The organism is Pedobacter antarcticus (assembly GCF_900103515.1).
Classification (GTDB): domain Bacteria; phylum Bacteroidota; class Bacteroidia; order Sphingobacteriales; family Sphingobacteriaceae; genus Pedobacter; species Pedobacter antarcticus.
Window position 1 is genome coordinate 36,351 of the sequence record NZ_FNGZ01000012.1, and the last position, 22,156, is coordinate 58,506.

At 41.2% G+C, this 22,156-nt stretch carries 23 protein-coding genes; 9 read left to right on the forward strand and 14 right to left on the reverse strand.

All coding sequences use genetic code 11. The features are described from left to right. Window positions 1-77: 77 nt before the first annotated feature. The 5 genes from tsf to BLR53_RS17465 form a co-directional block, all read right to left on the reverse strand. On the reverse strand, window positions 78-914 hold the full coding sequence (gene tsf / locus BLR53_RS17445) for a translation elongation factor Ts (protein ID WP_037438067.1): 837 nt from the start codon (window positions 912-914) through the stop codon (window positions 78-80). 104 nt (window positions 915-1,018) lie between these two features. After that, window positions 1,019-1,843, reverse strand: coding sequence for a 30S ribosomal protein S2 (gene rpsB, locus BLR53_RS17450; RefSeq protein ID WP_037438068.1), 825 nt, complete (start codon window positions 1,841-1,843; stop codon window positions 1,019-1,021). A 20-nt stretch (window positions 1,844-1,863) separates the two neighbouring features. Then, window positions 1,864-2,250: a 30S ribosomal protein S9 gene (gene rpsI / locus BLR53_RS17455; RefSeq protein ID WP_037438070.1), complete on the reverse strand. Its 387-nt coding sequence runs from the start codon at window positions 2,248-2,250 to the stop codon at window positions 1,864-1,866. Window positions 2,251-2,266: 16 nt separating this feature from the next. Further along, entirely contained in the window at window positions 2,267-2,710 is a 444-nt protein-coding gene (gene rplM / locus BLR53_RS17460) for a 50S ribosomal protein L13 (RefSeq protein WP_037438071.1), read from the reverse strand. Window positions 2,711-2,800: 90 nt separating this feature from the next. Beyond that, complete coding sequence (locus BLR53_RS17465) at window positions 2,801-3,172, reverse strand: hypothetical protein (protein WP_074591502.1); 372 nt, start codon at window positions 3,170-3,172, stop codon at window positions 2,801-2,803. A gap of 114 nt (window positions 3,173-3,286) precedes the next feature. On the opposite strand from BLR53_RS17465, the gene BLR53_RS17470 reads away from it, so the two are divergent. The 4 genes from BLR53_RS17470 (at window position 3,287) to BLR53_RS17485 (ending at window position 6,863) form a co-directional block, all read left to right on the forward strand. Beyond that, complete coding sequence (locus BLR53_RS17470) at window positions 3,287-3,493, forward strand: YtxH domain-containing protein (RefSeq protein WP_074591504.1); 207 nt, start codon at window positions 3,287-3,289, stop codon at window positions 3,491-3,493. A gap of 148 nt (window positions 3,494-3,641) precedes the next feature. Next, window positions 3,642-5,039: an MBL fold metallo-hydrolase RNA specificity domain-containing protein gene (locus tag BLR53_RS17475; RefSeq protein ID WP_037438074.1), complete on the forward strand. Its 1,398-nt coding sequence runs from the start codon at window positions 3,642-3,644 to the stop codon at window positions 5,037-5,039. A 12-nt stretch (window positions 5,040-5,051) separates the two neighbouring features. Next, window positions 5,052-6,158 (forward strand): mechanosensitive ion channel family protein, encoded by a 1,107-nt coding sequence (locus BLR53_RS17480; RefSeq protein WP_051759527.1) that lies wholly within the window; start codon window positions 5,052-5,054, stop codon window positions 6,156-6,158. 12 nt (window positions 6,159-6,170) lie between these two features. Then, window positions 6,171-6,863, forward strand: a complete 693-nt coding sequence (locus BLR53_RS17485; protein ID WP_037438075.1) for a class I SAM-dependent methyltransferase — start codon at window positions 6,171-6,173, stop codon at window positions 6,861-6,863. 73 nt (window positions 6,864-6,936) lie between these two features. On the opposite strand, the gene pepT is transcribed toward BLR53_RS17485, so the two are convergent. Continuing rightward, the gene (pepT, locus tag BLR53_RS17490; protein ID WP_074591506.1) at window positions 6,937-8,190 is read right to left on the reverse strand and encodes a peptidase T; all 1,254 of its coding nucleotides are present in this window, start codon (window positions 8,188-8,190) and stop codon (window positions 6,937-6,939) included. Window positions 8,191-8,352: 162 nt separating this feature from the next. Between pepT and BLR53_RS17495 the strand changes: the two genes are divergently transcribed. Continuing rightward, window positions 8,353-8,973, forward strand: coding sequence for a rhomboid family intramembrane serine protease (locus tag BLR53_RS17495; protein WP_074591508.1), 621 nt, complete (start codon window positions 8,353-8,355; stop codon window positions 8,971-8,973). Here the strand turns inward: BLR53_RS17495 and BLR53_RS17500 are convergent. Then, window positions 8,970-9,938: a hypothetical protein gene (locus BLR53_RS17500; protein WP_074591510.1), complete on the reverse strand. Its 969-nt coding sequence runs from the start codon at window positions 9,936-9,938 to the stop codon at window positions 8,970-8,972. The two genes, BLR53_RS17495 and BLR53_RS17500, sit on opposite strands and share 4 nt — an antisense overlap. Before the next feature lie 76 nt (window positions 9,939-10,014). Here BLR53_RS17500 and BLR53_RS17505 point away from each other — a divergent pair, with 76 nt between their 5' ends. After that, window positions 10,015-11,049 carry a dipeptide epimerase gene (locus BLR53_RS17505; RefSeq protein ID WP_037438078.1) on the forward strand — a complete coding sequence of 345 codons (1,035 nt, stop codon included), beginning with the start codon at window positions 10,015-10,017 and terminating at the stop codon, window positions 11,047-11,049. On the opposite strand, the gene BLR53_RS17510 is transcribed toward BLR53_RS17505, so the two are convergent. Then, on the reverse strand, window positions 11,030-11,257 hold the full coding sequence (locus BLR53_RS17510; RefSeq protein ID WP_074591513.1) for a DUF6358 family protein: 228 nt from the start codon (window positions 11,255-11,257) through the stop codon (window positions 11,030-11,032). The two genes, BLR53_RS17505 and BLR53_RS17510, sit on opposite strands and share 20 nt — an antisense overlap. Before the next feature lie 2 nt (window positions 11,258-11,259). Beyond that, window positions 11,260-11,577 (reverse strand): rhodanese-like domain-containing protein, encoded by a 318-nt coding sequence (locus BLR53_RS17515; RefSeq protein WP_037438099.1) that lies wholly within the window; start codon window positions 11,575-11,577, stop codon window positions 11,260-11,262. Between the two features lie 170 nt (window positions 11,578-11,747). Here BLR53_RS17515 and BLR53_RS17520 point away from each other — a divergent pair, with 170 nt between their 5' ends. Next, window positions 11,748-12,842 (forward strand): DUF4407 domain-containing protein, encoded by a 1,095-nt coding sequence (locus BLR53_RS17520; protein ID WP_074591516.1) that lies wholly within the window; start codon window positions 11,748-11,750, stop codon window positions 12,840-12,842. A gap of 28 nt (window positions 12,843-12,870) precedes the next feature. Next, entirely contained in the window at window positions 12,871-14,190 is a 1,320-nt protein-coding gene (locus BLR53_RS17525; RefSeq protein ID WP_074591518.1) for a M20/M25/M40 family metallo-hydrolase, read from the forward strand. A gap of 2 nt (window positions 14,191-14,192) precedes the next feature. On the opposite strand, the gene BLR53_RS17530 is transcribed toward BLR53_RS17525, so the two are convergent. From BLR53_RS17530 to BLR53_RS17545, 4 genes are all read right to left on the reverse strand, one after another. Then, window positions 14,193-14,687, reverse strand: coding sequence for a GNAT family N-acetyltransferase (locus tag BLR53_RS17530; protein ID WP_074591520.1), 495 nt, complete (start codon window positions 14,685-14,687; stop codon window positions 14,193-14,195). Continuing rightward, the gene (locus BLR53_RS17535) at window positions 14,684-15,247 is read right to left on the reverse strand and encodes a hypothetical protein (protein ID WP_037438082.1); all 564 of its coding nucleotides are present in this window, start codon (window positions 15,245-15,247) and stop codon (window positions 14,684-14,686) included. The genes BLR53_RS17530 and BLR53_RS17535 overlap by 4 nt, the downstream gene beginning before the upstream one ends. Window positions 15,248-15,384: 137 nt before the next feature. After that, window positions 15,385-16,869 carry a RagB/SusD family nutrient uptake outer membrane protein gene (locus BLR53_RS17540; RefSeq protein ID WP_074591522.1) on the reverse strand — a complete coding sequence of 495 codons (1,485 nt, stop codon included), beginning with the start codon at window positions 16,867-16,869 and terminating at the stop codon, window positions 15,385-15,387. Between the two features lie 34 nt (window positions 16,870-16,903). Further along, window positions 16,904-20,083 carry a SusC/RagA family TonB-linked outer membrane protein gene (locus BLR53_RS17545; protein ID WP_074591524.1) on the reverse strand — a complete coding sequence of 1,060 codons (3,180 nt, stop codon included), beginning with the start codon at window positions 20,081-20,083 and terminating at the stop codon, window positions 16,904-16,906. A gap of 442 nt (window positions 20,084-20,525) precedes the next feature. On the opposite strand from BLR53_RS17545, the gene BLR53_RS17550 reads away from it, so the two are divergent. After that, window positions 20,526-21,374 carry a YitT family protein gene (locus BLR53_RS17550; RefSeq protein ID WP_051759532.1) on the forward strand — a complete coding sequence of 283 codons (849 nt, stop codon included), beginning with the start codon at window positions 20,526-20,528 and terminating at the stop codon, window positions 21,372-21,374. A 347-nt stretch (window positions 21,375-21,721) separates the two neighbouring features. Here BLR53_RS17550 and BLR53_RS17555 read toward each other — a convergent pair whose 3' ends face one another. Further along, the gene (locus BLR53_RS17555) at window positions 21,722-22,117 is read right to left on the reverse strand and encodes a group III truncated hemoglobin (RefSeq protein ID WP_074591527.1); all 396 of its coding nucleotides are present in this window, start codon (window positions 22,115-22,117) and stop codon (window positions 21,722-21,724) included. Window positions 22,118-22,156: the final 39 nt, after the last annotated feature.

A 22,156-nucleotide genomic window follows, 5' to 3' on the forward strand; every position in this document is an offset into this window, starting at 1 on the left:
ATGCTGGTAAGCGGAAACAAAAAAAGAGGGTACCCATTTTCAGGATACCCTCTTTTTTTTGATCTATGGTGAAGGAACTATGATCCTAATTGAACACGCTTAAATGCGATAACAGTTAAATCTTTAGCTGTGTCATTTAAGAATTTACGTACATCTTTAGATGAATCTTTAACAAATTCCTGGTTTAACAAAGTGTTATCTTTGTAGAACTTGTTCAATTTACCAGCAGCAATTTTTTCTACCATTTCTTCTGGTTTACCTTCTGCGCGAATCTGGTCTTTTGCAATTTCCATTTCACGTTCGATAGTACGGGTATCAACATCAGCCTTATCTAAAGCAACCGGGTTCATTGCAGCGATTTGCATTGCTACATCTTTACCAGCTTCTTCAATACCAGCTACATCCTGATTTAAAGCAACTAATACACCTAAACGGTAGTTACCGTGGATGTAAGAGATAACTCTCTCACCAGTTACAGTCTCATATTTAGAGATACCGATTTTTTCACCGATTTTACCAGTGTTCTCGATAATGATTTCAGAAACTTTCTGACCATCAATTTCTAAAGCTAATAAGTCTTCCAGTGAAGCAGGATTGTTTTCAATAGCCAGGTCAGTGAATTTGTTAGCTAAAGCGATGAAATCAGCATTTTTAGCCACGAAATCAGTTTCGCAGTTTAATTCAACAACAACACCACGTTTTCCGTCTGCTGTAGCTTTTGCGATAACAACACCTTCATTAGATTCACGATCCTGACGGCTCGCTGCAACTTTAGCACCTTTTTTACGTAAGTAATCAACAGCAGCTTCGAAATCGCCATTGGCCTCTATTAATGCTTTTTTGCAATCCATCATACCGGCACCGGTTTGTTGGCGTAATTTGTTTACATCTGCTGCAGAAATTTGTACTGACATTTTATTTTCTTTTAAGTTTTTTATCTAAAAAAATGATGGGTTGTACGTTGCCAGTTGTAAGAATCTTCCCGCAACGTACAACATACAACCCAACACTATATTATTTAAGCTTCGCTTGAACCTTCTTCAGTTTCAGCGTTTTCTTTTCTAGCTCTTCTTGCGCCAGGTGCAGCAGTTTCAGGAGCATCAGCAGCAGCTTTAGCAGCTACAGCTTCTTTTTCAGCTTCATCATCTTTTTCACGTTTACGCTCATCTAAACCTTCTTCAATTGCTTTGATGATTACATCAGTAATTAGAGAGATAGATTTAGTTGCATCATCATTCGCCGGGATAGGAAAATCGATGTTCGAAGGATCCGAGTTAGTATCAACCATTGCGAAAGTAGGGATGTTTAATTTCAACGCCTCGCTAACAGCAATGTGTTCTTTTTTAACGTCAATTAAGAAAATCGCAGCTGGTAAACGGTTTAAATCCGCAATACCACCTAATAAACTTTCTAATTTAATACGCTCGCGCTGAATCATCAGACGCTCTTTCTTAGAAAGAATAGCGTAAGTACCGTCTTTAGTCATCTTATCGATGTTAGACATCTTTTTGATTGACTTACGTACAGTCTGGAAGTTAGTTAACATACCACCTAACCAACGTTCAGTAACGAAAGGCATGTTTACTTTTTTAGCCTGATCAGCAACGATTTCTTTAGCTTGTTTCTTAGTCGCTACAAATAAGATCTTACGACCTGATTTTACGATCTGTTTGATCGCTGAAGCAGCTTCTTCAGTTTTAGTTAAAGTTTTGTTTAAATCTATGATGTGAATACCATTGCGTTCCATAAAAATATATGGTGCCATTTTGGGATTCCATTTGCGGGTAAGGTGACCAAAGTGTACACCTGCATCCAATAAGTCTTGATATGTTGTTCTTGCCATTGTCTTTGTCCTCCTTGAGATTAACGTTTACTGAATTGGAACTTCTTACGAGCTTTCTTACGTCCTGGTTTCTTACGCTCAACCATACGCATATCACGGGTCATTAACCCTTTAGCACGTAATGCTGGTTTCTTTTCAGCATCTAACTCAACAATAGCTTTAGCGATAGCTAAACGAACAGCTTCGGCCTGGCCTTTAATACCACCTCCTGCTACGTTCACTTTAACATCATACTGACCGATAAGTTCTGAAACTTCAAAACTTTGGTTTACAATATATTGTAAAGGTAATGTAGGGAAATATTCTTTATGATCTTTACTGTTAACAGTAATAGTACCGTTGCCTTCTTTCATGTAGATTCGCGCAACAGCAGTTTTTCTTCTTCCTGAAGTATTAGTAACTGACATTTCTTTCTTCCTTTAATTAAAGTGTAATGGTTTTTGGTGATTGTGCTGCATGAGGATGCTCAGTACCTGCATAAACAAAAAGGTTGGTGTATAATTTAGCACCAAGTTTTGTTTTAGGTAACATACCACGAACGGCTTTCTCGATTACACGCGTAGGGTGCTTCGCCATTAACTCTTTTGGAGAAATGAAACGCTGACCACCTGGATATCCAGTGTATGAAACATATTCTTTGTTTTCGAATTTATTTCCTGTCAACTTAACCTTGTCTGCATTGATAACGATAACATTATCACCGCAGTCTACGTGTGGGGTATACTCAGGCTTGTTTTTACCACGGATGATCATAGCGATCTTCGATGACAAGCGCCCCAAAATCTCGCCTTGTGCATCAACAACAACCCACTGTTTGTTAACAGTTTTAGCATTGGCAGAGACAGTTTTGTAACTTAACGTATTCACTTGCTTGTATTTAATTTGTTAAACAATTATTTATTCCCCCTAAGATTTAGGGACTGCAAAGATAGATTAATATGTTTAATTGTCAAACAGTTAATCACTTTTTTTTGAATATTGATTAAATCCTGAAATAAGCAGCTGGGCGATGATCGTTACGGCAAAGACGATCGTAGCCGCAGAAAGCAGGATAAGCGCCCTGTCCAGATAGTCTTCAGCTACCGCAGCATATAAAGAAATTAAGGTGTTAAAAGCGGTATAAACAGCATAACTTATTGACCCCAAAGCAACTGCGACGCTAACCCACCGATTGCCGGACACCCCTGATTCAAGCCAGCGCAAGACCAGCCAGTTGGATACGATTACAGCAATTACCCCTGAAGTTATCCAGTAGCTGCTGTTCTGCAGGTATTCCATAAAATAGAACACTGCAAAGAAAATATTAAAATAAGATAGCAGCTTTAGCATACAGTATATACTGAATTAGAATAATTACGGATTTAAAAGCTAAATTAAACGAACCTTTTGCAACACTTATTGTTATTAGGTTTATTAAACAGGAATTGAGTAAAAAACGAAGTTATGACTAAAGAAACGAAAATAGTTGCAGGCGTCCTTGCCGGAGCAGCACTTGGAGCAGCAGTAGCATTAATTTTATCTTCCGATAAAGGTGAAGACGTGAAAGATCAGCTTGCAGATTGGTTTTGTGATTTGCTGGACTCTTCAAAAGATAAACTGGCTGACGTTGCCGACAGCGTAAAAGACAAACTGACGAAAGTTAAAGCTTAGCCGCCTGCAGGTATGCTAGTCAAGAACAGGCATACCTGCAGTTCAAAACAATTTATCGGTACTATTTCAAATCCGCTCAATTGCGGCAGTCATCTTCATGACATCAGATGCAACAGGCATTCTTCAACCAAACTACCCCTTATTTATAATGAACATAGCTTTTCACGGCGCCGCGCGTACCGTCACAGGAAGTAAACACCTGATCAGTTTAATTTCCGGCACAAAAATTTTATTAGACTGCGGACTATTTCAGGGCATGGGCGAAAGCACCGAAAAACTAAATTCCTATTTTGGATTTAAGCCGTCTGAAATTAACTTCGTAATCCTTTCACATGCCCATATAGATCACTGCGGCCTGCTTCCGCGACTCGTTGCAGAAGGTTTTAAGGGAAATATCTTTAGTACGGCAGCGACGATGGATCTAGCCAGAATACTGTTGATGGATTCGGCAAAAATTCACACACAGGACGCTGAATACGCTAACCGTAAATTAAGTGCCGGCGAAGATCCCCAAGAACCTTTATATACAGAAGAAGACGTCGTAGAAACTATTGGCAGATTTAAAGTCGTTGATTACAACCATCCATTTGACATCAGTCCTGAAGTTAATATACTTTTCACTGATGCAGGTCATATTGTAGGTAGCGCAGCAGTACATCTTAAACTAAACGAAAATGGCAAGACAACCAGCTTAACATTCAGCGGAGATGTCGGCCGCTATACTGACTTACTTTTAAAGAGCCCGCAGACTTTTCCTCAAGCCGATTATATTCTGATGGAATCTACTTACGGTGACTCCCTTCACAAGGATCTTGAACCCACTGATAATATTTTGCTTGAAATTATCCGTCAGACCTGTATCATCAAAAAAGGAAAGGTTATTATACCCGCATTCAGTGTCGGCCGCACACAGGAAATCCTGTATGCATTAAATGGCCTGGAGCTAAAGAACCAACTTCCGGACATTCCATATTATGTTGACAGTCCGCTTTCCCTACAGGCCACACAGGTACTAAAAAATCACCCTGAGGTTTACAACAATGGTGTAAAAGAGGTAATGAAGGTAGATGCCGATCCATTTAGTTTTAAAGGACTAAAATTTATTGAAAGCGTTCAGGAATCCAAGGCACTTAATAATGATAACCGTCCTTGTGTTATTATATCGGCATCCGGAATGGCAGAAGGTGGCCGGGTTAGGCATCATATCCGTAATACGGTCAGTAATAACAAAAACACGATTCTCCTGGTTGGTTACTGCGCGCCGGAGTCCCTGGGCGGAGAACTGCTGGCAGGAAACAAAAGTGTCTATCTCTTCCGCGAAAACTATCAGGTACAAGCCGAGATTCGATCTATTCGCTCCATGAGTGCACATGGAGATTATGAAGATTTGCTTCAGTTTCTTTCCTGTCAGGATCCCGCTGCTGTTAAACGCCTATTCCTTGTACACGGAGAATATGAAGTACAACAGCATTTTGCGCAGAAACTCAAAGACAAGGGATTCAAGCAGGTGTCAATACCAGAATACCATCAACAATTCGATTTATAAATAAATCCGCCTATGGCATATACATTCAATTTCCTGGGCCATCCGGTCCCCGCTTTTGTTCAGAATATTTTACTCGCTCTCGCAGCTATTATCTTTGGTTTAATCCTGAAATGGATTATCAGCAGGTTCTTTAGCATCTTTTCCCGACTATGGGCTTCCTTTCAGGTTCGTTCTATTGTTCGCCACCTGAACGGGCCTGCTCAGATCTTTCTTCCTTTGATACTCCTGAATACTGCGGTTAGTCTGATGACCCTTTCGCAGGATACCCGGGCCCAGCTCAGCAGAGCTATGGAAATTGCACTGACCATTATGGTCTCCCTGATCTTGATAAGAATTATCAAGATACTGGAAGATGTATTCTACCATAAATACGACCTGAATAAAGAAGATAACCTGAAGGAGCGGAAAATCCGTACACAATTACAGTTTATCAGGAAGTTTGTCATCACATTGATTATCCTGGTTACTGTATCTATCATTCTACTGAGTTTTGAGAGCATGCGTAAAATAGGTACGGGGCTGCTAACCGGAGTAGGTATCGGTGGAATTATTATAGGTTTTGCCGCACAGAAGTCACTGGGGAATTTACTTGCAGGATTTCAGATTGCATTTACCCAACCCATCCGGATTGACGATGTACTGATTGTAGAAGGAGAATGGGGTCGTGTGGAGGAAATCACGTTAACATATGTCGTTGTAAGTATCTGGGATCAGCGCAGGCTTGTGCTTCCCATTACCTATTTCATAGAAAAACCCTTTCAAAACTGGACCCGGGTTTCAGCCGAACTACTCGGTACCGTTTTCTTGTACCTTGATTATACCATCCCGATCCCACCTTTAAGAACCGAACTCACCCGGTTATTAAGCAGTAACCCTCTTTGGGATAAACGCGTAAATGTTGTACAGATTACCGATAACAAAGAAGACACTGTGGAGGTTCGTTTTCTGATGAGCGCAAGAAACTCTTCCCAGGCTTTTGACCTGCGCTGCTATGTTCGTGAAGAAATGATTGCATTTATACGCAACAATTATCCGCAGTGCCTGCCAAAAACACGATTAGAATACCAGGGAAGAAGTCCGCAATCCACAGGCGAGTTTTCCAACAGAACGGATATTTAGGTAAATTGCGCCATGGATGTTTTTGGAAATGCATTAAATGATCAGTTTAAGACTGGTCAGCCTGAGATACTCTGGCTTAATAATTCTTATGATGAACCCGAAGAAATGCCGGTGGATATCTTCTTCCGTAAAGAAGACGAGATGCCGGATATCGAGCTGGAAGCAATGGACCTATGCGAAGGAAGAGTACTTGATGTAGGTGGGGGAGCGGGCAGTCACAGCCTGATCCTGCAGGAAAGGGGCTTTGATGTAATTGCATTGGATATTTCTGATACGGCAGTAGAAATCATGAAAAGTAGAGGTTTAAAACAAGTCGTAAAGGCAGATATTTATACCTATAGCGGTGAGAAATTCGATACTCTTCTTTTCCTGATGAATGGCATTGGGCTAACCGGAACACTAGAAGGCTTCAGACGGTTTCTCGAACATGCGAAAACACTGTTAAACGAAGATGGTCAATTACTTTTCGACAGTTCCGACATCAGTTACCTCTATGAAGAAATGGAGAAACCAACCGATAAATATTTTGGAGAAGTGAGCTACCAGTATGCTTACCGCGGAGAAACCGGCGAGTGGTTCAACTGGCTGTATATAGACCCTTTTACCCTTAAAAAGATTGCAAAAGAATGCGGCTGGGAGTGCCATTTATTATTCGACACCGGAGAAGACCAATATCTTGCAGAGATGCGCATATCGAGATCTTAAAACACCTGTCCTATTATAAGCCCCCCTTTAAAACATCCAGCCGAAAGCAGCATCAATAAAGGGGGGCTGTTTTTTAACTTTTTTCTTCCCAGATCTGGGCAAGATTAATAATGGTCTGTACCGCTTTCTCCATATCCTGAACAGAGGCCCATTCCATCCTTCCATGAAAGGCATGTTCTCCTGCAAATATATTTGGACAAGGCAGTCCCATCAGCGAGAGCCTGGATCCATCAGTTCCTCCACGGATACTTTGTTTTTTGACAGTTACTCCTGCCCTTTCTATGGCCAATGCACCGTATTCAAGCACATGAGGATATTCATCAAGCACCTTTTTCATATTACGATATTGAGTTTTAATCTCCAGCTCATATGCGGAGCCGGGATAATACTGCATAACTTCTTTAACGATATTTTCCAGTTCGTTACCATGGGCTACAAGCTGTTCATCATCAAAATCCCTGATAATAAAATGTGCCTCGGCCTGCTCAACACTTCCTGAAACCTGTACAGGATGAATAAACCCTTCTTTTTGTGAAGTAGATTCCGGACTAAGTCTATCCTTAGGCAAAGCATGCAGAATATCCCCCAGAATTTTAATCGCACTCTCCATTTTTCCCTTTGCAAAACCCGGGTGTGCACTAATACCCTGAATCTTTAATACTGCTCCATCAGCAGAGAACGTTTCATCTTCAATAGAACCACAGGTCTCCCCATCTATTGTATAAGCAAAGTCGGCACCTAATTTCTGCAGATCTGCATGATCTACACCTCGTCCGATTTCCTCATCTGGCGTGAACAGAATTTTAATGGTCCCGTGTTTAACTTCAGGGTTGGCAATGAGGAAAGCCGCAGCCTCCATAATTTCTGCTACACCGGCTTTATTATCTGCACCCAAAAGCGTTGTTCCGCTCGCCGTGATAATATCATTGCCGATCTGATCCTTCAGGTCTCTGTGTTCAGACATACGGAGTACAACAGAAGGATCATCGGGAAGGATCAGATCCTGACCCTGATAATTGGTATGAATGATCGGTTTAACTTCGAATCCACTGCAATCAGGTGAAGTATCCATATGTGAGCAGAAACAAATAACCGGAACGTCTTTAATTGTGTTCGAAGGAATGGTGGCATATACGTAGCCATATTCATCCAGATGTGCATCGGCGATACCCATTGCTTTTAACTCAGTAACAAGCAGGCTTCCCAGATTCTTCTGTTTAGCAGTAGAAGGCACCGTAACAGAGGAAGCATCAGATTGCGTATCTATTTTGACATATGCTGCAAACCTATTTTGCAAAGATTTAGCTGTGTTCTGATATTTTAACATAATTTTAAAAAGATTAAGCTAGTTCGATTGATATAAAACCACCAGATCGAACCCGCGATAAAGGTAATAGTTAACGCTGAAAAGATTCTTATGATGTTGAACAAACACATTTATCCTCAGCAATTGCTATTTTGCAGCAAAAATAATAATCAATCTGTTTCTATGAACGAGTATCTTCAACAGACACCTGTAGCTTCCATCATCTTTCTGTTTACAATAGCCACAAGCATTTACGCCTTTAATGACCAGGCCTTATATGGCCGCTTTATGCTGCACCCCTACAGTGTTTACCGCAGAAGTAACATCTACACATTGATAACCAGCGGACTGATTCACGGGAGCTGGATGCACCTGATTTTTAACATGTTTACCTTTTTCTTTTTTGCTTTTGCACTGGAAAGTACGATAGGCAGTCTCAGATTTGGTGTAATTTATATCGTAGGGTTAATTCTGAGTGATATACCATCTGTACTGAAGCATAAAGACGATTATCATTACCATAGCCTGGGCGCATCGGGAGCTATCTCGGCAGTACTTTTTAGTTATATCATGTTCTATCCCTTAACCACCCTCATGATTTTCCCATTACCTATTCCAATCTGGGCGGTATTATTTGGCGTACTTTATCTGGTTTACTGTTACTATATGGCCAGAAACTCCACAGACCACATTAATCATGACGCACACATGTTCGGTGCGATCACGGGTGTCGTGTTAACTATTATTTTAGTTCCCGGTATTGTTCCTCACTTTATAGGGCAGTTGATTGGCCGTTTCGGTTAACCTGCAGCCGGTAAAGACGGCGGATTAAAATAGCTGGTTGGCGCGTTCGGATCTTTACGGATTTCCATCAGCAGGTTTCCCCAGGGTTTCCAGAAATTCTCGAGCACCTGTGCATAAGTTTTATGCTGCCAAACATCGAAAAGGGATTTATTAATCGTTCCGCGAAGTGGCATTGCATCGATATAAACAGCCCCTTCCACTTCCATTACTGTATATTCCGGAAGACGGTTAAAAAGATACGCCGAATAAAAAAAGCGGGCGCAGAGTTCTTCAAACTGTTGTTCTGAGAGCTTTTGTCCCTTAATCTGCTCCAGAATTTCTGCATGGTATTTTTGGTTGGTACCATTATCCTGCAGACAGGCAATGATCCCAAAATCTTTCATTTTCAAAGAAAAGGTAAGTGTGTTTATTTCATCACGGAAACTAAAATGAGTTCCTGTCTCCTGTAATGGCACGACAACTATAGACCAGGGGCAAAAGTTTTCGAAAACAACCTCCCGGAAAATCCCCTGAACCATGGTCTGTAGATTCCCGAACTTGTGCATAAGTCCCTGAGACATATTCAGGCCATCGCTACTCAGTTGCTGTAGCTTTACCGCCGCATTCATTTCAATATAAACCAAGCTATACAGAAACTTACCGATCCACCGGAACAGATCTGTCTGATCCAGCTTGGAAACACCTGCATAACCATTTTCAAATGCGGCTTCCACTTTCTGCTCGAGTGGAAATATTGCTTTCAGTAATAGGTCTTCACTCACCGGAACTTTAAGCGTGTTATAGGAACGGATAGACTCATCCAATAATTGGATCTGCTCTTCACCAGTAATTCCGGCCAGCTTCAAGAGCCAGTCAGGCAGCACATTTACCTGAACAACAGGCATATCAGCTGACTGTCCGCTTAAAAAGCAGTTTTCATATTTAAAATCGAAATTTTTGAAAGGATTATAGAGTGTAGCAGCCATATTGACCACAATATTAGGGATATTATTTTTACATTCGGAGCGACACCCATATTTTAACTTTACGATTACCAAAGAAATGCAGGCATCCCATATTTCCTTTGAACTGAAACTTAAACATCCCTTTACGATCTCCGGGTTTAGCAGAACAAGTACGCCTTTACTTCTCCTTAAATTAACATCAGAAGGAACTGACGGTTATGGCGAAGCATCTATGGTCCCTTACTTTGGTGAAACTTATACCAGCGCAACACAATTACTGGCCCGAGTAGACTGGACCAGATTTACCGCTCCTTTTAATTTCCCTGAGATCATTGCTTACCTCGATGATCTGGAAGCAGGCCACCCTGCGGTTAAAGCAGCCATTGACATTGCATTACACGACCTGCAAGGTAAGCTGACAGGAAAACCATGTTATGAAGTATACCACGCCGACCCGGCAAAAATGCCCGTCACATCGTACACCATTGGCATAGACAAACCAGAAGTAATTCTGGAGAAAATTGCCGGGGCAAAAGAATTTAAAGTATTAAAAGTCAAGCTCGGTTCTGCAGATGACCGGGCGCTCATCCGCACCATTCGTTCGGTAAGTTCTCTGCCTTTATATGTCGATGCGAACCAGGGCTGGACCAACCGCAAAGAGGCTATAGATTTAATTTATTGGCTGCATGACCAGGGCGTAGTCTTGATAGAGCAACCTATGGATAAAAATAATCATGATGGAAACGCCTGGCTCACGGGACGAAGCCCTATTCCTATACTAGCCGATGAAGCCGTACAACGCCTTGGCGATATAGATCGCATTAAAGGAGCATATCATGGCATTAATATTAAACTGATGAAATGCGGAGGGATGTACGAAGCTGCAGCGATGATCAGCAAGGCCAGAAAACTGGGGATGAAAGTAATGATTGGCTGTATGAGTGAAACTTCCATTGCCACTCAAGCTGCAATGGCACTGGCACCTTTATGCAACTGGTCAGATCTGGACGGTCCGTTTCTGACGGTCAATAATCCCTTCGAAAGACCATTGTTAGAAAAAGGCAGATACGTATTAGAGAACCTTCCAGGCCTGGGCCTGAAAGGTATACCATCTACTTTGTTTCTTTCTTAACACTGGATTTATAAAGCTCTTCTTTTTCTTTAATAGCTTTTTTAACCTCTTTTACAAGATTAATTTTTAGATATAAAAAGAAACCTGCCGTGGCTATAAGCAAAGCTATAACAGGATAATTACTATTCTCTATTGCCCATTTCAGACCAAGCACAGAGACTACAATTCCAATGGTATAGAAAGTATTTAATGCGATTTGTTTCTTCATTTCTAGTAAACTGGCATTTCCGGATCAAAAGCTGCCTGCCAGGCAAGGATCCCGCCTTTTAAGTTATATAAATTAGTAAAACCATGCATCTGCTCCAGTTGCATTACAGCTGCTGCACTGCGTTTCCCACTTCTGCATTGCATAATAACCGGTTTGTCGGTGGCAATTTTATCTGTCTCTATTAAGATTCCGCCTAAAGGAATATTCAGGCCATCCAGATTGGAAGTCTCGTATTCAAATGTTTCCCTGACATCGATCAGCTGAAAATCCTCATTATTATCGATTTTATCTTTCAGTTCCTGTACACTAATTTCTTTCATGATATTTATTTTAATGTTCATGAAGCTTGCATAAGCTTACAAGGTCAAATATAAAGTTTATCTGCGGTTATCCTGACAGACGTCAGTCAAAATTTGAGGAATGCACAAGTCAGCTGTAACAACTCAGTTTTACAGGCGTTTAATAGTTTTTTATTATTTAAATTAATACGATGGAATCACTGTCTCGTTTTTTCTGGTTCTGCTCCGGAGTACATCAGCAAACACTTCAAAAGTATCCTACAGAACACCAGAAATATGTTGGTATCGGGGCCACTATCTTTTTCACTGCCCTTTTTGCAGCGCTCTCCGGCGGGTATGCCATGTACTTTGTCTTTAAGGGCGATTCTTTCGCTGTTTTGTTTGCCTTGTTTTTTGGCATAATCTGGGGCCTGGCCATCTTCAATATGGACCGGTATATCGTGTCCAGTATCAATAAAAGCGGATCGGCTTTCAAACAAACATTACAGGCTTTACCGAGGATCGTGCTGGCCGTTATGATTGGCCTTGTAATCTCCCGCCCGCTGGAACTTAAAATCTTTGATAAAGAGATCCGGGAGCGTCTTAAGGTAAGTTATTTGAATAATCAGCGCTCCAAGATTGATACGCTTAATAAAACTTTCCAGAAAAAGTACGAGCTGGAATTTCGTCAGCTACAGCAGAATTCGGCCTTACAGGACTCGCTCACATCTGGCATCCAGCAAGATCGCAAGAAACTGAATTTCGAAGTTTTCGGCACCAAAACGCAGGAGACGTCCGGACAGATGGGTTATGGTCCTTATGCAAAAAGAAAGGAAGCAGAGCTACAGCAAAGACAGCGTGAGCTGGATTCTGTCCAGTCAGCTGTTCAAAAACTTCAGGGCTTTATGGATGACCGGAAACAGTTTGACGGAATGCGGACGGAGAAACTATTTACTGGTAAAGAATTGGATAGCCTGGCATCTATTGCCGGGTTTGCCGACCGCAACTGGGCACTAGGACGGTTAAGCTTCAATACTGACGGAACGAAAGATGAAAATACCGCCCTGGCTGTGACTTTCATTGGATTACTGTTTATCTTCTTTGAATGTCTGCCGGTATTTGTTAAATTGATGAGCGCGACAGGACCGTATGATAAGGCTATCAAGAATCTGGAAGACAGCCAGCTACACGAGTCAGACAAAGAAAGAGAATTTGAAATTGCGGTAACAGATGGAGTTCAGGATACCAAAATAGCCAGCGTAACTGCGCAAAAGAAACAATTCTGGAATGAAGATCCTGCCAAATAGCCTGTTTTTATTGCTTAACTTTATATTGATGAAACATTTAATTTACCCCCTCATTTTACTGCTGGCGGGCCCGCCGGCTATCGCACAGGATATCGACAAGATTATCACCAAACCTTATGTAGACAGGCTGATCAAAACATTGAGCAGCGATGAAATGCAGGGACGTGCAACTTTCAGCCCTGGTATTGATAAAGCGGCGAGTTTTATTGAAAAAGAGTTTAAAGAAATAGGACTTCAGCCTCTTCAGGGTGAGAAAGGATACCGTCAGACATTTTACAAATACCAGGTAAAACCCTTAAGCAGTGATGTAACTGTAAACGGGGCGAAAGTAGCCTCGGAAAACGTTCTTGTTGTCGGCAATCAGGCTGCAGAAAATAAGTTCAGCAATGCGAACAGTGAAGCTGCGATCTCCCTTGATCCGGCAAAACCGTTCCGCGAACAATACCGGGCGCTGGCACGCAGTAAAAAAAGACAACTGATTTTGGTTGATCCGAAGTTTAAGGCCGAATTCAAACAGTTACAGGACTATGCTGGCAGAGGAACAAACCTGGATGAGAAAGATCTACAGAGCGACAATCCTGCAGCACTGGTTTTTGTGCTTACTCCTGAAACCGCAGTAAAAGAATTTAGCGTCTCCCTGCGTAGCAGCGTCAAAAAAATGGAGTTATTCAACGTTGGCGGTATAATTCCGGGTAAATCCAAAGCTGCCGAACTAGTTATCTTTTCCGGCCATTATGATCACCTGGGAATAATCCCTTCATCGGTTGCCGGGCAGGATACCATTGCTAATGGTGCAGATGACGATGCTTCGGGCACTACAGCTATGATCGCGCTGGCCAAATACTATAAAAAGCTAAATAATAACGAACGTACGCTGATTTTTGTCGCTTTCACTGCCGAAGAAATTGGTGGATACGGCGCTTCCCATTTCTCTAAACAACTGAACCCGGATCATGTGGTAGCGATGTTTAACATTGAGATGATAGGTAAAGAAAGTAAATTCGGAAAACATACCGCATTTATCACCGGTTATGAAAAATCAGATTTCGGAAAGATCCTGCAAAAAAACCTGAAAGGTACAGAATTCACATTCCACCCGGATCCTTATACAGAGCAGAATCTTTTCTACAGGAGTGACAATGCAACATTAGCAGCATTAGGTGTACCGGCACATACGATCAGTACCGACCAGATTGATATAGATAAGCTGTATCATACCGTTAAGGACGAGTATAGCTCCTTGGATGTCGATAATATCCTCTTTACCATTAAGGCAATTGCCAAAAGTGCAATCAGTATTGTGAACGGTCAGGATACCCCGACCAGAATTCCTAAACTGGTTCAGTAATTTTATAGAGGCAGAGCCATTACATAATCATTCATCTGGAAACCGTTGCCAATTTCAATGTCAACGGTTTCTTTGATTTTAAAGCCAGCCTTTTCATAGAAATCCTTGGCATTATTATCCCGGTTAACATTCAGCTCAAGGCTTTTCGCTCCTGCATCTATCGCTTTGTCACGGACCTCATTAATCAGGAATTTACCAAGTCCCAGCCCATGAGCTTCCGGCAATACATATAATTTATGAAGCTTCACAATCCCCTTCTCAGGGTCGGTAGTGGAATAGGATGCAAAAGCAAGGTCTTTACCCTGTTCATGTGCAATGATGAAAATATGTCCCTGCATCAGCTGTTCTTTTAAAGCACCCAGGGTATAAAACTTCCCGAGCATATAGTCAACCTGCTCCTGCCCGATTAGATGTGCGTAAGTCGGACCGTAAGTGATAGTTCCGATATTGGCTATAACAGGCAGATCTTCTTCTTTGGCTATTCTTAAAGTAATCATAAATATTCTGTCAAAAACAAAAATTCAGTCGCAAAAGTAAAGGCTACAAAACCATCTTCAACGACTTTGAAAACACGTTCGTCCTCCTGTCTCAAATTTGTCGCCTCGAAATAAGACACGACATTGATCAGAAACACACTTCCTGCAGGTTTCCATATACTGAACCCTGTTTTAACTGCATATGACTTCTCTTCAGGCGTAAACAGCACAATATTGATCCGGTCTATGTAAAAGGCCAGATCCGCAAGATCCTTGTCGGTATCAATCACATTGACCGCCGGATACTTTTCTGAAATCAGGTAATTCATTACCGTATTATATTCATCACCGGGTCCGATAATAGATTTTGTATTCTCCTGCACGGCAATCCCTTCCAGTGTATTCAGCACAACATCCACTTTGAGCCCCAGACTCAGGACTTTTTCATAGACGGCTCCGTTGACAATGAGCGTTGGGCTCCATTCCAGTAACTGGCCCAGGTATTCTTCACTAAAATTTCCCAGCTCATGAATATACAGTGCCGGTTCTTGTTTTTCTCTGACGATATGATGCGATGACATACTGCTAAGTTATTAATGATTCCCGAATCTGCTTAATTTTTAAAATTTATTCTGAAGGTTAATATGCTTCCTCCTGGAAAATACAGGAAATAAAAAAGGGTGCCGTTTCGGGCACCCTTTTTCTTAAGTATTCTTGATTATGGATTTTGATCTCCAGGTTCAATTGCTTTATTCGCATCAATTTCGCTTTGCGGAATTAGCCATTGCCATCTCGCATCACCAGCCGGCTCACTCAATGTCTGAGCCAAAGCAACCGTATGATTACTGTTGGTTCTGTCTAACGGAAGGTTTAAACGCTTAAGATCCGTAAAACGGAATCCTTCACCCCAAAGCTCCACACGTCTCTGCACCATGATCTCTTCAATCAGGTCATTGCCCGTTTTAGTAGATTTCACATAAGCATCATCACGTTTTTTGGCTAAAGTATACAGCGCATCCTGAGCAGCACCATACTGACCCGCTCTGGCTAAACCTTCTGCCTCAATCAGGTACATCTCGGCAGCACGCATATTCACAACATCACCAACTGAAGTTACTCCGGCTACCAGGAACTTGCGGTTCATATATTTCGCTCTTACACTTGTACTGGTTGGAATTGGAAAGGCTTTATTTTCTCCGGTCGGATCCCATAATTGCGCTCTGATATCTGTTTTCGAGAGCTTGTTGTATAGGTTGGAATTAATTGCTTTCGGATTTGCCCTAAGATTTGACGAATTATAGTTAGCAGACATATAAGCGAAAAAAGAATAGAAATATGAAGTCTGATCTTCCACCTGTTTACTGCCCCAGATCCATTCCGGATTGGTATAGCTGTTAAATCCTGCCAGGTAATCTACATTAGACATCAATTCTACACCGGTTCTTGCTTCCGCAGCAAATTTAGCTGCATCAGTCCATTTTCCCTGAGTCAAAGCAATACGTGCCTTAATTCCTTTTGCAGATTTTATATTGAAGTGCGATTTATTCGGACTGGCAGAAGCCGTAGCGAATAAAGTGATAGCCTCATCAATATCCGCATTCGCCTGCGTATAAACCTGCTCAACTGTACCACGTCCTACGTGTTCAGTATCTAGTTTTGTTTTAACAGGGACACCTGGTTGAGTATTACTACCAGCAAAATCATATCGTTTAGCATAGAGTTGAACGACCATGAAATGAGCCCAAGCACGATAAGTAAGTGCTTCAGCTTTAATCAGGTTTTTATCAGCTTCAGGCCCCTCTGCACCACCAATTTTCTCGATAATGTTATTCGCATTAGCTATGATCTGATAATAGAACTTATAAGCAAACTTATCAGTAGTACTAGCTGCACTTCTGTGTGCAGTCCATCTGTAAGTAGAATTATACCATCCATTACCTGCTGCAGTATTTACCAGATCATCACCAAGCATGTCAATGTTAATATTCATGGAACCTTGCCCGCCCTGATCCTGCGCATCGTATCGTAAATACATGGAACGATGAATACCGTTTAGTGCAGCCATTGCATTTGCTGTAGTCGCAAAAACAGTCGCATCATCTGCCTGTTGTGTTGGTGTAGTTTCCAGGAAGTCTTTTTTACAAGAGCCTAAAGCCATTGTAGCGAAGAGAACCGGAATTAATTTATATTTTAAATTTTTCATTTGTATATACAATAGTTGATATCAAGATTATTTATTAAAACGAAACGTTCAATCCTAAACTGATCGTACGTGTAGGCGAATAAGCATTAGAACTTACTCCAGTATAAGAATAGCTAGGATCCAAACCTTTACGTTTAGAGAAAACGTGCAGATTTTCGCCAGAAACATATACTCTTGCATTTTTCAGGTCAACTTTGGAAATAAAGGATTTTGGCAATGTGTAAGATAGTGTAGCTGATCTTAATGCTAAATAAGAAGCATCAATTAACCAACGGTCAGACTGACCATTGTTATTTGCTGAAGAACCAACGTCCAAACGTGGAACATCAGTAACATCACCCGCATTTTTCCAGGCATTTAATGCATCGACATGTAATGCCCCACCATAGCTAGAATAAGACATCAGATTTGCATAAGCACTGTCATAAATTTTACCACCTACCTGGTAGTTCATCATGAAAGAGAACTGAAAGTCTTTATACTTAAACGTATTGGTAATTGCACCAGAAAAATCAGGGATCGCAGATCCATTGTATCCAAATTCAGCATTGTTGATGTTGGTTGTGTATTCCTTACCATCAATAGTTCTGTTTTCAGATGGTCTGCTGCTTGCGATATCCATATTTCTCACATATAATGAAGAACCATCAGTAGGATCTACACCAGCCCATTTTTTAAGCCAGAAATCATATCTCGATTGTCCTACAGCTAACCTTTTTGTTCCATCAATAATAGTTGGCGATTCTTCAGGCATTTTCGTGATCTTATTTTTAACTGTTGTCCAGTTAATATTGGCATCCCACTTAAAGCTCTTAGTTTTAATCAGGTCACCACCGATTTCGATCTCGATACCTTTATTGTACATCTCTCCGATATTGGTTGCAATAGTCGGGATACCGTTAGAGACAGGAAGTGGAACATTAAATAATAAGTTACCAGATCTTCTGTCAAATACTTCGAAGGTACCACGTAACCTGTTTTTAAACAAGCTGTATTCAACAGCGATATCTTTCGAATAATTAGTTTCCCATTTTAAATTAGGAGTTGCCAGTGAGTTCAGTAATAATCCACCTTCCTGAGCATTGTTGTTATTCAGATTATAATAAGCTTTGTAGTTATAGTAAGTTTCTAAACCATCAGCGTCTAATAATCTGTCATTACCTACAGAACCATATGAACCACGTAGTTTTAAGTAATTAACCCATTCTACATCCTTCATAAATGTTTCCTGACTAACCAGCCACGATGCTCCGACAGAGAAGAAATTACCCCATCTGCTGTCTGGTGCAAATTTGGAAGAACCGTCACGTCTGAATGATCCGTTCAGGAAATATTTACCTTGATAATTATAGTTCAATTGTGTGAAATAAGACTCCAGCGTGTATTTGTCTTTATAAGAATTCAGGTTACTGATCGTAGAGAAGTTAACCAACTCTGTATTTCCGTCTAATACTTGTGAATTTTTAGATCCTGTCAGATAATCATATTTGAATTTGTACGTCTCATGACCAGCGATAAAGTCAAAGCCGTGATCGTTAACCGTTTTGTTATAACTCAAAACCTGAGTGGCAGTCAGTGAAGTCTGCGTGATACCTGTTAAGGTCGCTCTTCCTGCAGGTGCACCATCACCGACGATATTGTTATCGTAGCTTGATCTGTCTGTATTCGAGATGTCAACATTGATCTTTTGCGTAAATTTAAAGTCTTTCAGGAAAGTAATCTCTCCATAAGTTCTCGCACTAACTGTGTTTCTTTTAAACAGGTTATAGTTTAAATCTGTTTCCTGAACGACATGTCTTCCATTACTTGCACCAGAAGGACGAAGCGCACCGATATCATAAATTTTATTGCCGTTGTTATCTAGTTCGAAAGCGCCTGAAGCATCATGTCTGTAAACTGGATAGATCGGACCAATATTACGGGAGAAGAAGAAAACGTTGTTATAAGAAGAACTTCCTGTACCTCCAGCTGTTCCTAAGCCATTCGCAACATTAGATTCAGTAACGTTCCCTGAAATATTTAATCCTGTTTTGAACCATTTTAATGGATTTGCATTCACATTTACCCTTCCGGTAAATCTTGTAAAATCTGATTTCTCCACATATCCTTTATCATTCAAATAACCTAATGATAATAAATAGTCAGATTTCTCAGTTGCACCACTGTAGTTCATGTTCATATCTGTCCTTTTACCAACACGCTTTAACGGCTCAATCCAGTCAAAATCATCATAAGCTAATTTTGCATTCTGATTCATCTGACCTGAACCATTAATCACCTGGTCATTTGGAACATTAAATGGATTGTAACCTAAGTTTTTGAAGGTTTCTGCAGATGCTTTTGTATCTGCTGCTCCAGGTGTTAAAGGTGTGCCGCTTAAAGGGTAAACTAAACTATTTCTGTAAGCTTGAAAAGCCAATGGATAGTATTGAAAAGCATTTACGCGGTCGTATTCAGCCATTCCTCTTGAGCTCACACCCTGTGTTAAATTAAGATTTAACTGGTCGCCGCCCTGTTTACCTTTGACAGTCGTAATAATGACAACACCATTAGCTGCACGTGAACCATAAAGTGCAGAAGCAGAAGCGTCTTTCAGAATTGAAATATTCTGTACATCATTCATATTGATGTTAGAAATATCGCCATCATATGGAGCTCCATCTACTACATATAGGGGTGTGTTTGAGGCATTAATCGATCCGAAACCACGGATCCTGATAGATCCGGAAGCACCCGGCTGGCCACTGGATGCGGTAGAAACTACACCAGCAGAGGCACCCGCCAATGCATTGTTCACGTTCGTTAATGGACGAAGTTCCAGATCGCCTTTATTGATTTGTGCAACAGCACCAGTAATTGCTTCTTTTTTCGAAGTTCCATACGCTACGTTGATCACAACCTCTTCCAGCGCTTTAGAATCTTCTTTAAGTGTTGCATTGATTTGCGTTCTGGTTCCTACTGTCTGTTCTGCAGTTCCGTATCCCAGAGCAGAGAAAACCAATACACTTGTTGGGGTAACCGGACCGATTGTGAAGTTTCCATCACCATCCGTCTGAGCACCAATTGTCGTGCCTTTAACCTTCACAGAAACTCCAGGGATTGAAAGCCCGTCTTCTGCTCCGATTATTCTTCCTTTTACATTTTTGTTTTGAGCAAATGCCGTGCTTAAACACAACAAACTCAACACAAGAAAATTAAGTAGTTTTTTTTTCATTTAGTGTTAATAATGTGGTTTGTAATAAATTCGGGTACAATATGTGCAATAGAATGCCTATTATAAAGCTATTGACGAAATACGATTGACTTTTAGGCGTTTTGTTTTCCGATTTAACGAAATCGAAATATTTTAAACGTATATATCGTTTAAAAACCACAAAAACCATTAACCCACTGTCTTACTAGTCTTTTTTCGGAATAAAAAACCCTCAAACTTACAGATCGTTAATTATTTTTTAAGAAAAACTCAATAATCACCTGTAATACAACACCATAATATCAAAATACTGAACGTTTTCGGTGTCATTTTTACAAATTGTTCAATTTACACCAATCATCAAATTGTTATCCTCAAAACGTCATAATTTTCAGATATTTGTAACAGAATTATTAGATAACATACATGTGCAGATCTAGCATTCTTCTTTTCTCTAAAATCTATGAAAATCAAACTAACAAAAGACCATGCAAAGCATTTCGGATTAATCATCCTGGGTACGCTGCTTTTCGCTGTGGGAATTAATTTTTTCGCTATCCCCAACAAACTTTCCGAGGGTGGTGTAATTGGGTTAACCATTGTTGCCTTCTATTATTTCAACTGGTCTCCCGGGATATTAAACCTGATTTTAAATGCCATACTGATGGTTATCGGGTATAAGCTACTCGATAAACGCACCATCATCTACACCATATTCGGCATATTTTTCTCCTCTCTGTTCCTGTTCCTGACTGAAAATGAACTGAAGCCACTAACTTCAGATCCACTACTGGCCGCAATCTTCTCCGGCGTACTAGTCGGTGGTGGAATAGGCCTGGTATTCTTATCGGGCGGAACAACCGGTGGCTCCGCTATTATTGCCCGTCTCTTTCAAAAGTTCTGGGGCTGGAAATTAGGAACTGCCATGCTGATTGTAGATATCGTCGTTATCGCACTTTCGGCATTTATCATCGGGCCAGAAAACACAATGTACACGCTAATAGCAGTTTATGTCGGTGCCAGAGTCGTCGACTTTATCATCGAGGGCTTCAATACCAAAAAGGCAGTAACCATCATCTCCACAGAAGCTGCACAGATCTCCGCTAAAATTACGGAAGGTATGTTCCGTGGAGCCACTATTCTCCATGGCAGCGGTGCGTATACAAAAAATCCAAAAGAAGTTATCTATGTCGTGATTAGCAAGCCTGAATTAATGGAGCTGAAACGCGCAATTCACGAGCTTGACCCCATGGCTTTTGTGGTTATCCATGATGTGCACGATGTTTTTGGAAGAGGTTTTACGTTGAGTTAGTTCACGAAAAGCGTAAAGAAAAGGGTGTAAGATTTTTTTTCTGTGCTGACAGCAAAGCTGTAGGCACGCAAAAAAACTTACACCCTTTTTTTTACGAGTATTCCTTCGTGAATTAGCGCCAACTAGGGGGCCGGTATGGGTTTTTTTGCTGGATTTTTTGGATGGGCTGGTGGAGGACTGGTATGGGTTTTTTTGTAAATTTTAGGTATTGGATGGCATTTAGGAAGGCAGTATGAGTCGGTTTTTTGTGTAGATGTTAATTATTGGAAGGAATTTGGGAGGCAAGTAGGGTGGGGATTTTTGGAAAAGATCGGGTAGAGGAATTTATAGAGGTAGGGTTTGTTTTTTTAAACGATGGGGGTTCGGTTATTGTTGCGCAGGGAGTCGAGGCGACGCATGAACATTTCGGCCATGAGGTTGGCACGGTGGATGGCTTCGGTAGCTTTTTCACCTTCGAAAAGGTTTAGGACGGTTTGGGAGAAGAGTTCGAGCCAGCGTTTGAAGTGCTGGGGTGCGATGGGAAGGCGGGCGTGTTTGGCGAAGGGATTTCCAGTGAATCCTGGTGCGCCGAAGAGGGCGGCATTCCAGAAGCGATACATCTGCTGAAGGTGGGGCTCCCAGTCGGAAATGGCTGCAGAAAAGATGGGTCCGATCAGTTCGTCATGCTGGACTAGTTGATAGAAGTCATCTACCAGAAGCTGGATGTCTTTGAGGTCGCTGATATCACTTTTTGTTGCTGCCATGCCTTGTCTGAGGTTTGTTTAGCTGTTAGATTGAATGGC

Excerpts from the sequence above, each read along its gene's own strand:
- tsf (WP_037438067.1), bottom strand. The coding sequence starts at position 914 with ATGTCAGTACAAATTTCTGCAGCAGATGTAAACAAATTACGCCAACAA.
- rpsB (WP_037438068.1), bottom strand. The coding sequence starts at position 1,843 with ATGGCAAGAACAACATATCAAGACTTATTGGATGCAGGTGTACACTTT.
- rpsI (WP_037438070.1), bottom strand. The coding sequence starts at position 2,250 with ATGTCAGTTACTAATACTTCAGGAAGAAGAAAAACTGCTGTTGCGCGA.
- BLR53_RS17465 (WP_074591502.1), bottom strand. The coding sequence starts at position 3,172 with ATGCTAAAGCTGCTATCTTATTTTAATATTTTCTTTGCAGTGTTCTAT.
- BLR53_RS17470 (WP_074591504.1), top strand. The coding sequence starts at position 3,287 with ATGACTAAAGAAACGAAAATAGTTGCAGGCGTCCTTGCCGGAGCAGCA.
- BLR53_RS17475 (WP_037438074.1), top strand. The coding sequence starts at position 3,642 with ATGAACATAGCTTTTCACGGCGCCGCGCGTACCGTCACAGGAAGTAAA.
- BLR53_RS17480 (WP_051759527.1), top strand. The coding sequence starts at position 5,052 with ATGGCATATACATTCAATTTCCTGGGCCATCCGGTCCCCGCTTTTGTT.
- BLR53_RS17485 (WP_037438075.1), top strand. The coding sequence starts at position 6,171 with ATGGATGTTTTTGGAAATGCATTAAATGATCAGTTTAAGACTGGTCAG.
- pepT (WP_074591506.1), bottom strand. The coding sequence starts at position 8,190 with ATGTTAAAATATCAGAACACAGCTAAATCTTTGCAAAATAGGTTTGCA.
- BLR53_RS17495 (WP_074591508.1), top strand. The coding sequence starts at position 8,353 with ATGAACGAGTATCTTCAACAGACACCTGTAGCTTCCATCATCTTTCTG.
- BLR53_RS17500 (WP_074591510.1), bottom strand. The coding sequence starts at position 9,938 with ATGGCTGCTACACTCTATAATCCTTTCAAAAATTTCGATTTTAAATAT.
- BLR53_RS17505 (WP_037438078.1), top strand. The coding sequence starts at position 10,015 with ATGCAGGCATCCCATATTTCCTTTGAACTGAAACTTAAACATCCCTTT.
- BLR53_RS17510 (WP_074591513.1), bottom strand. The coding sequence starts at position 11,257 with ATGAAGAAACAAATCGCATTAAATACTTTCTATACCATTGGAATTGTA.
- BLR53_RS17515 (WP_037438099.1), bottom strand. The coding sequence starts at position 11,577 with ATGAAAGAAATTAGTGTACAGGAACTGAAAGATAAAATCGATAATAAT.
- BLR53_RS17520 (WP_074591516.1), top strand. The coding sequence starts at position 11,748 with ATGGAATCACTGTCTCGTTTTTTCTGGTTCTGCTCCGGAGTACATCAG.
- BLR53_RS17525 (WP_074591518.1), top strand. The coding sequence starts at position 12,871 with ATGAAACATTTAATTTACCCCCTCATTTTACTGCTGGCGGGCCCGCCG.
- BLR53_RS17530 (WP_074591520.1), bottom strand. The coding sequence starts at position 14,687 with ATGATTACTTTAAGAATAGCCAAAGAAGAAGATCTGCCTGTTATAGCC.
- BLR53_RS17535 (WP_037438082.1), bottom strand. The coding sequence starts at position 15,247 with ATGTCATCGCATCATATCGTCAGAGAAAAACAAGAACCGGCACTGTAT.
- BLR53_RS17540 (WP_074591522.1), bottom strand. The coding sequence starts at position 16,869 with ATGAAAAATTTAAAATATAAATTAATTCCGGTTCTCTTCGCTACAATG.
- BLR53_RS17545 (WP_074591524.1), bottom strand. The coding sequence starts at position 20,083 with ATGAAAAAAAAACTACTTAATTTTCTTGTGTTGAGTTTGTTGTGTTTA.
- BLR53_RS17550 (WP_051759532.1), top strand. The coding sequence starts at position 20,526 with ATGAAAATCAAACTAACAAAAGACCATGCAAAGCATTTCGGATTAATC.
- BLR53_RS17555 (WP_074591527.1), bottom strand. The coding sequence starts at position 22,117 with ATGGCAGCAACAAAAAGTGATATCAGCGACCTCAAAGACATCCAGCTT.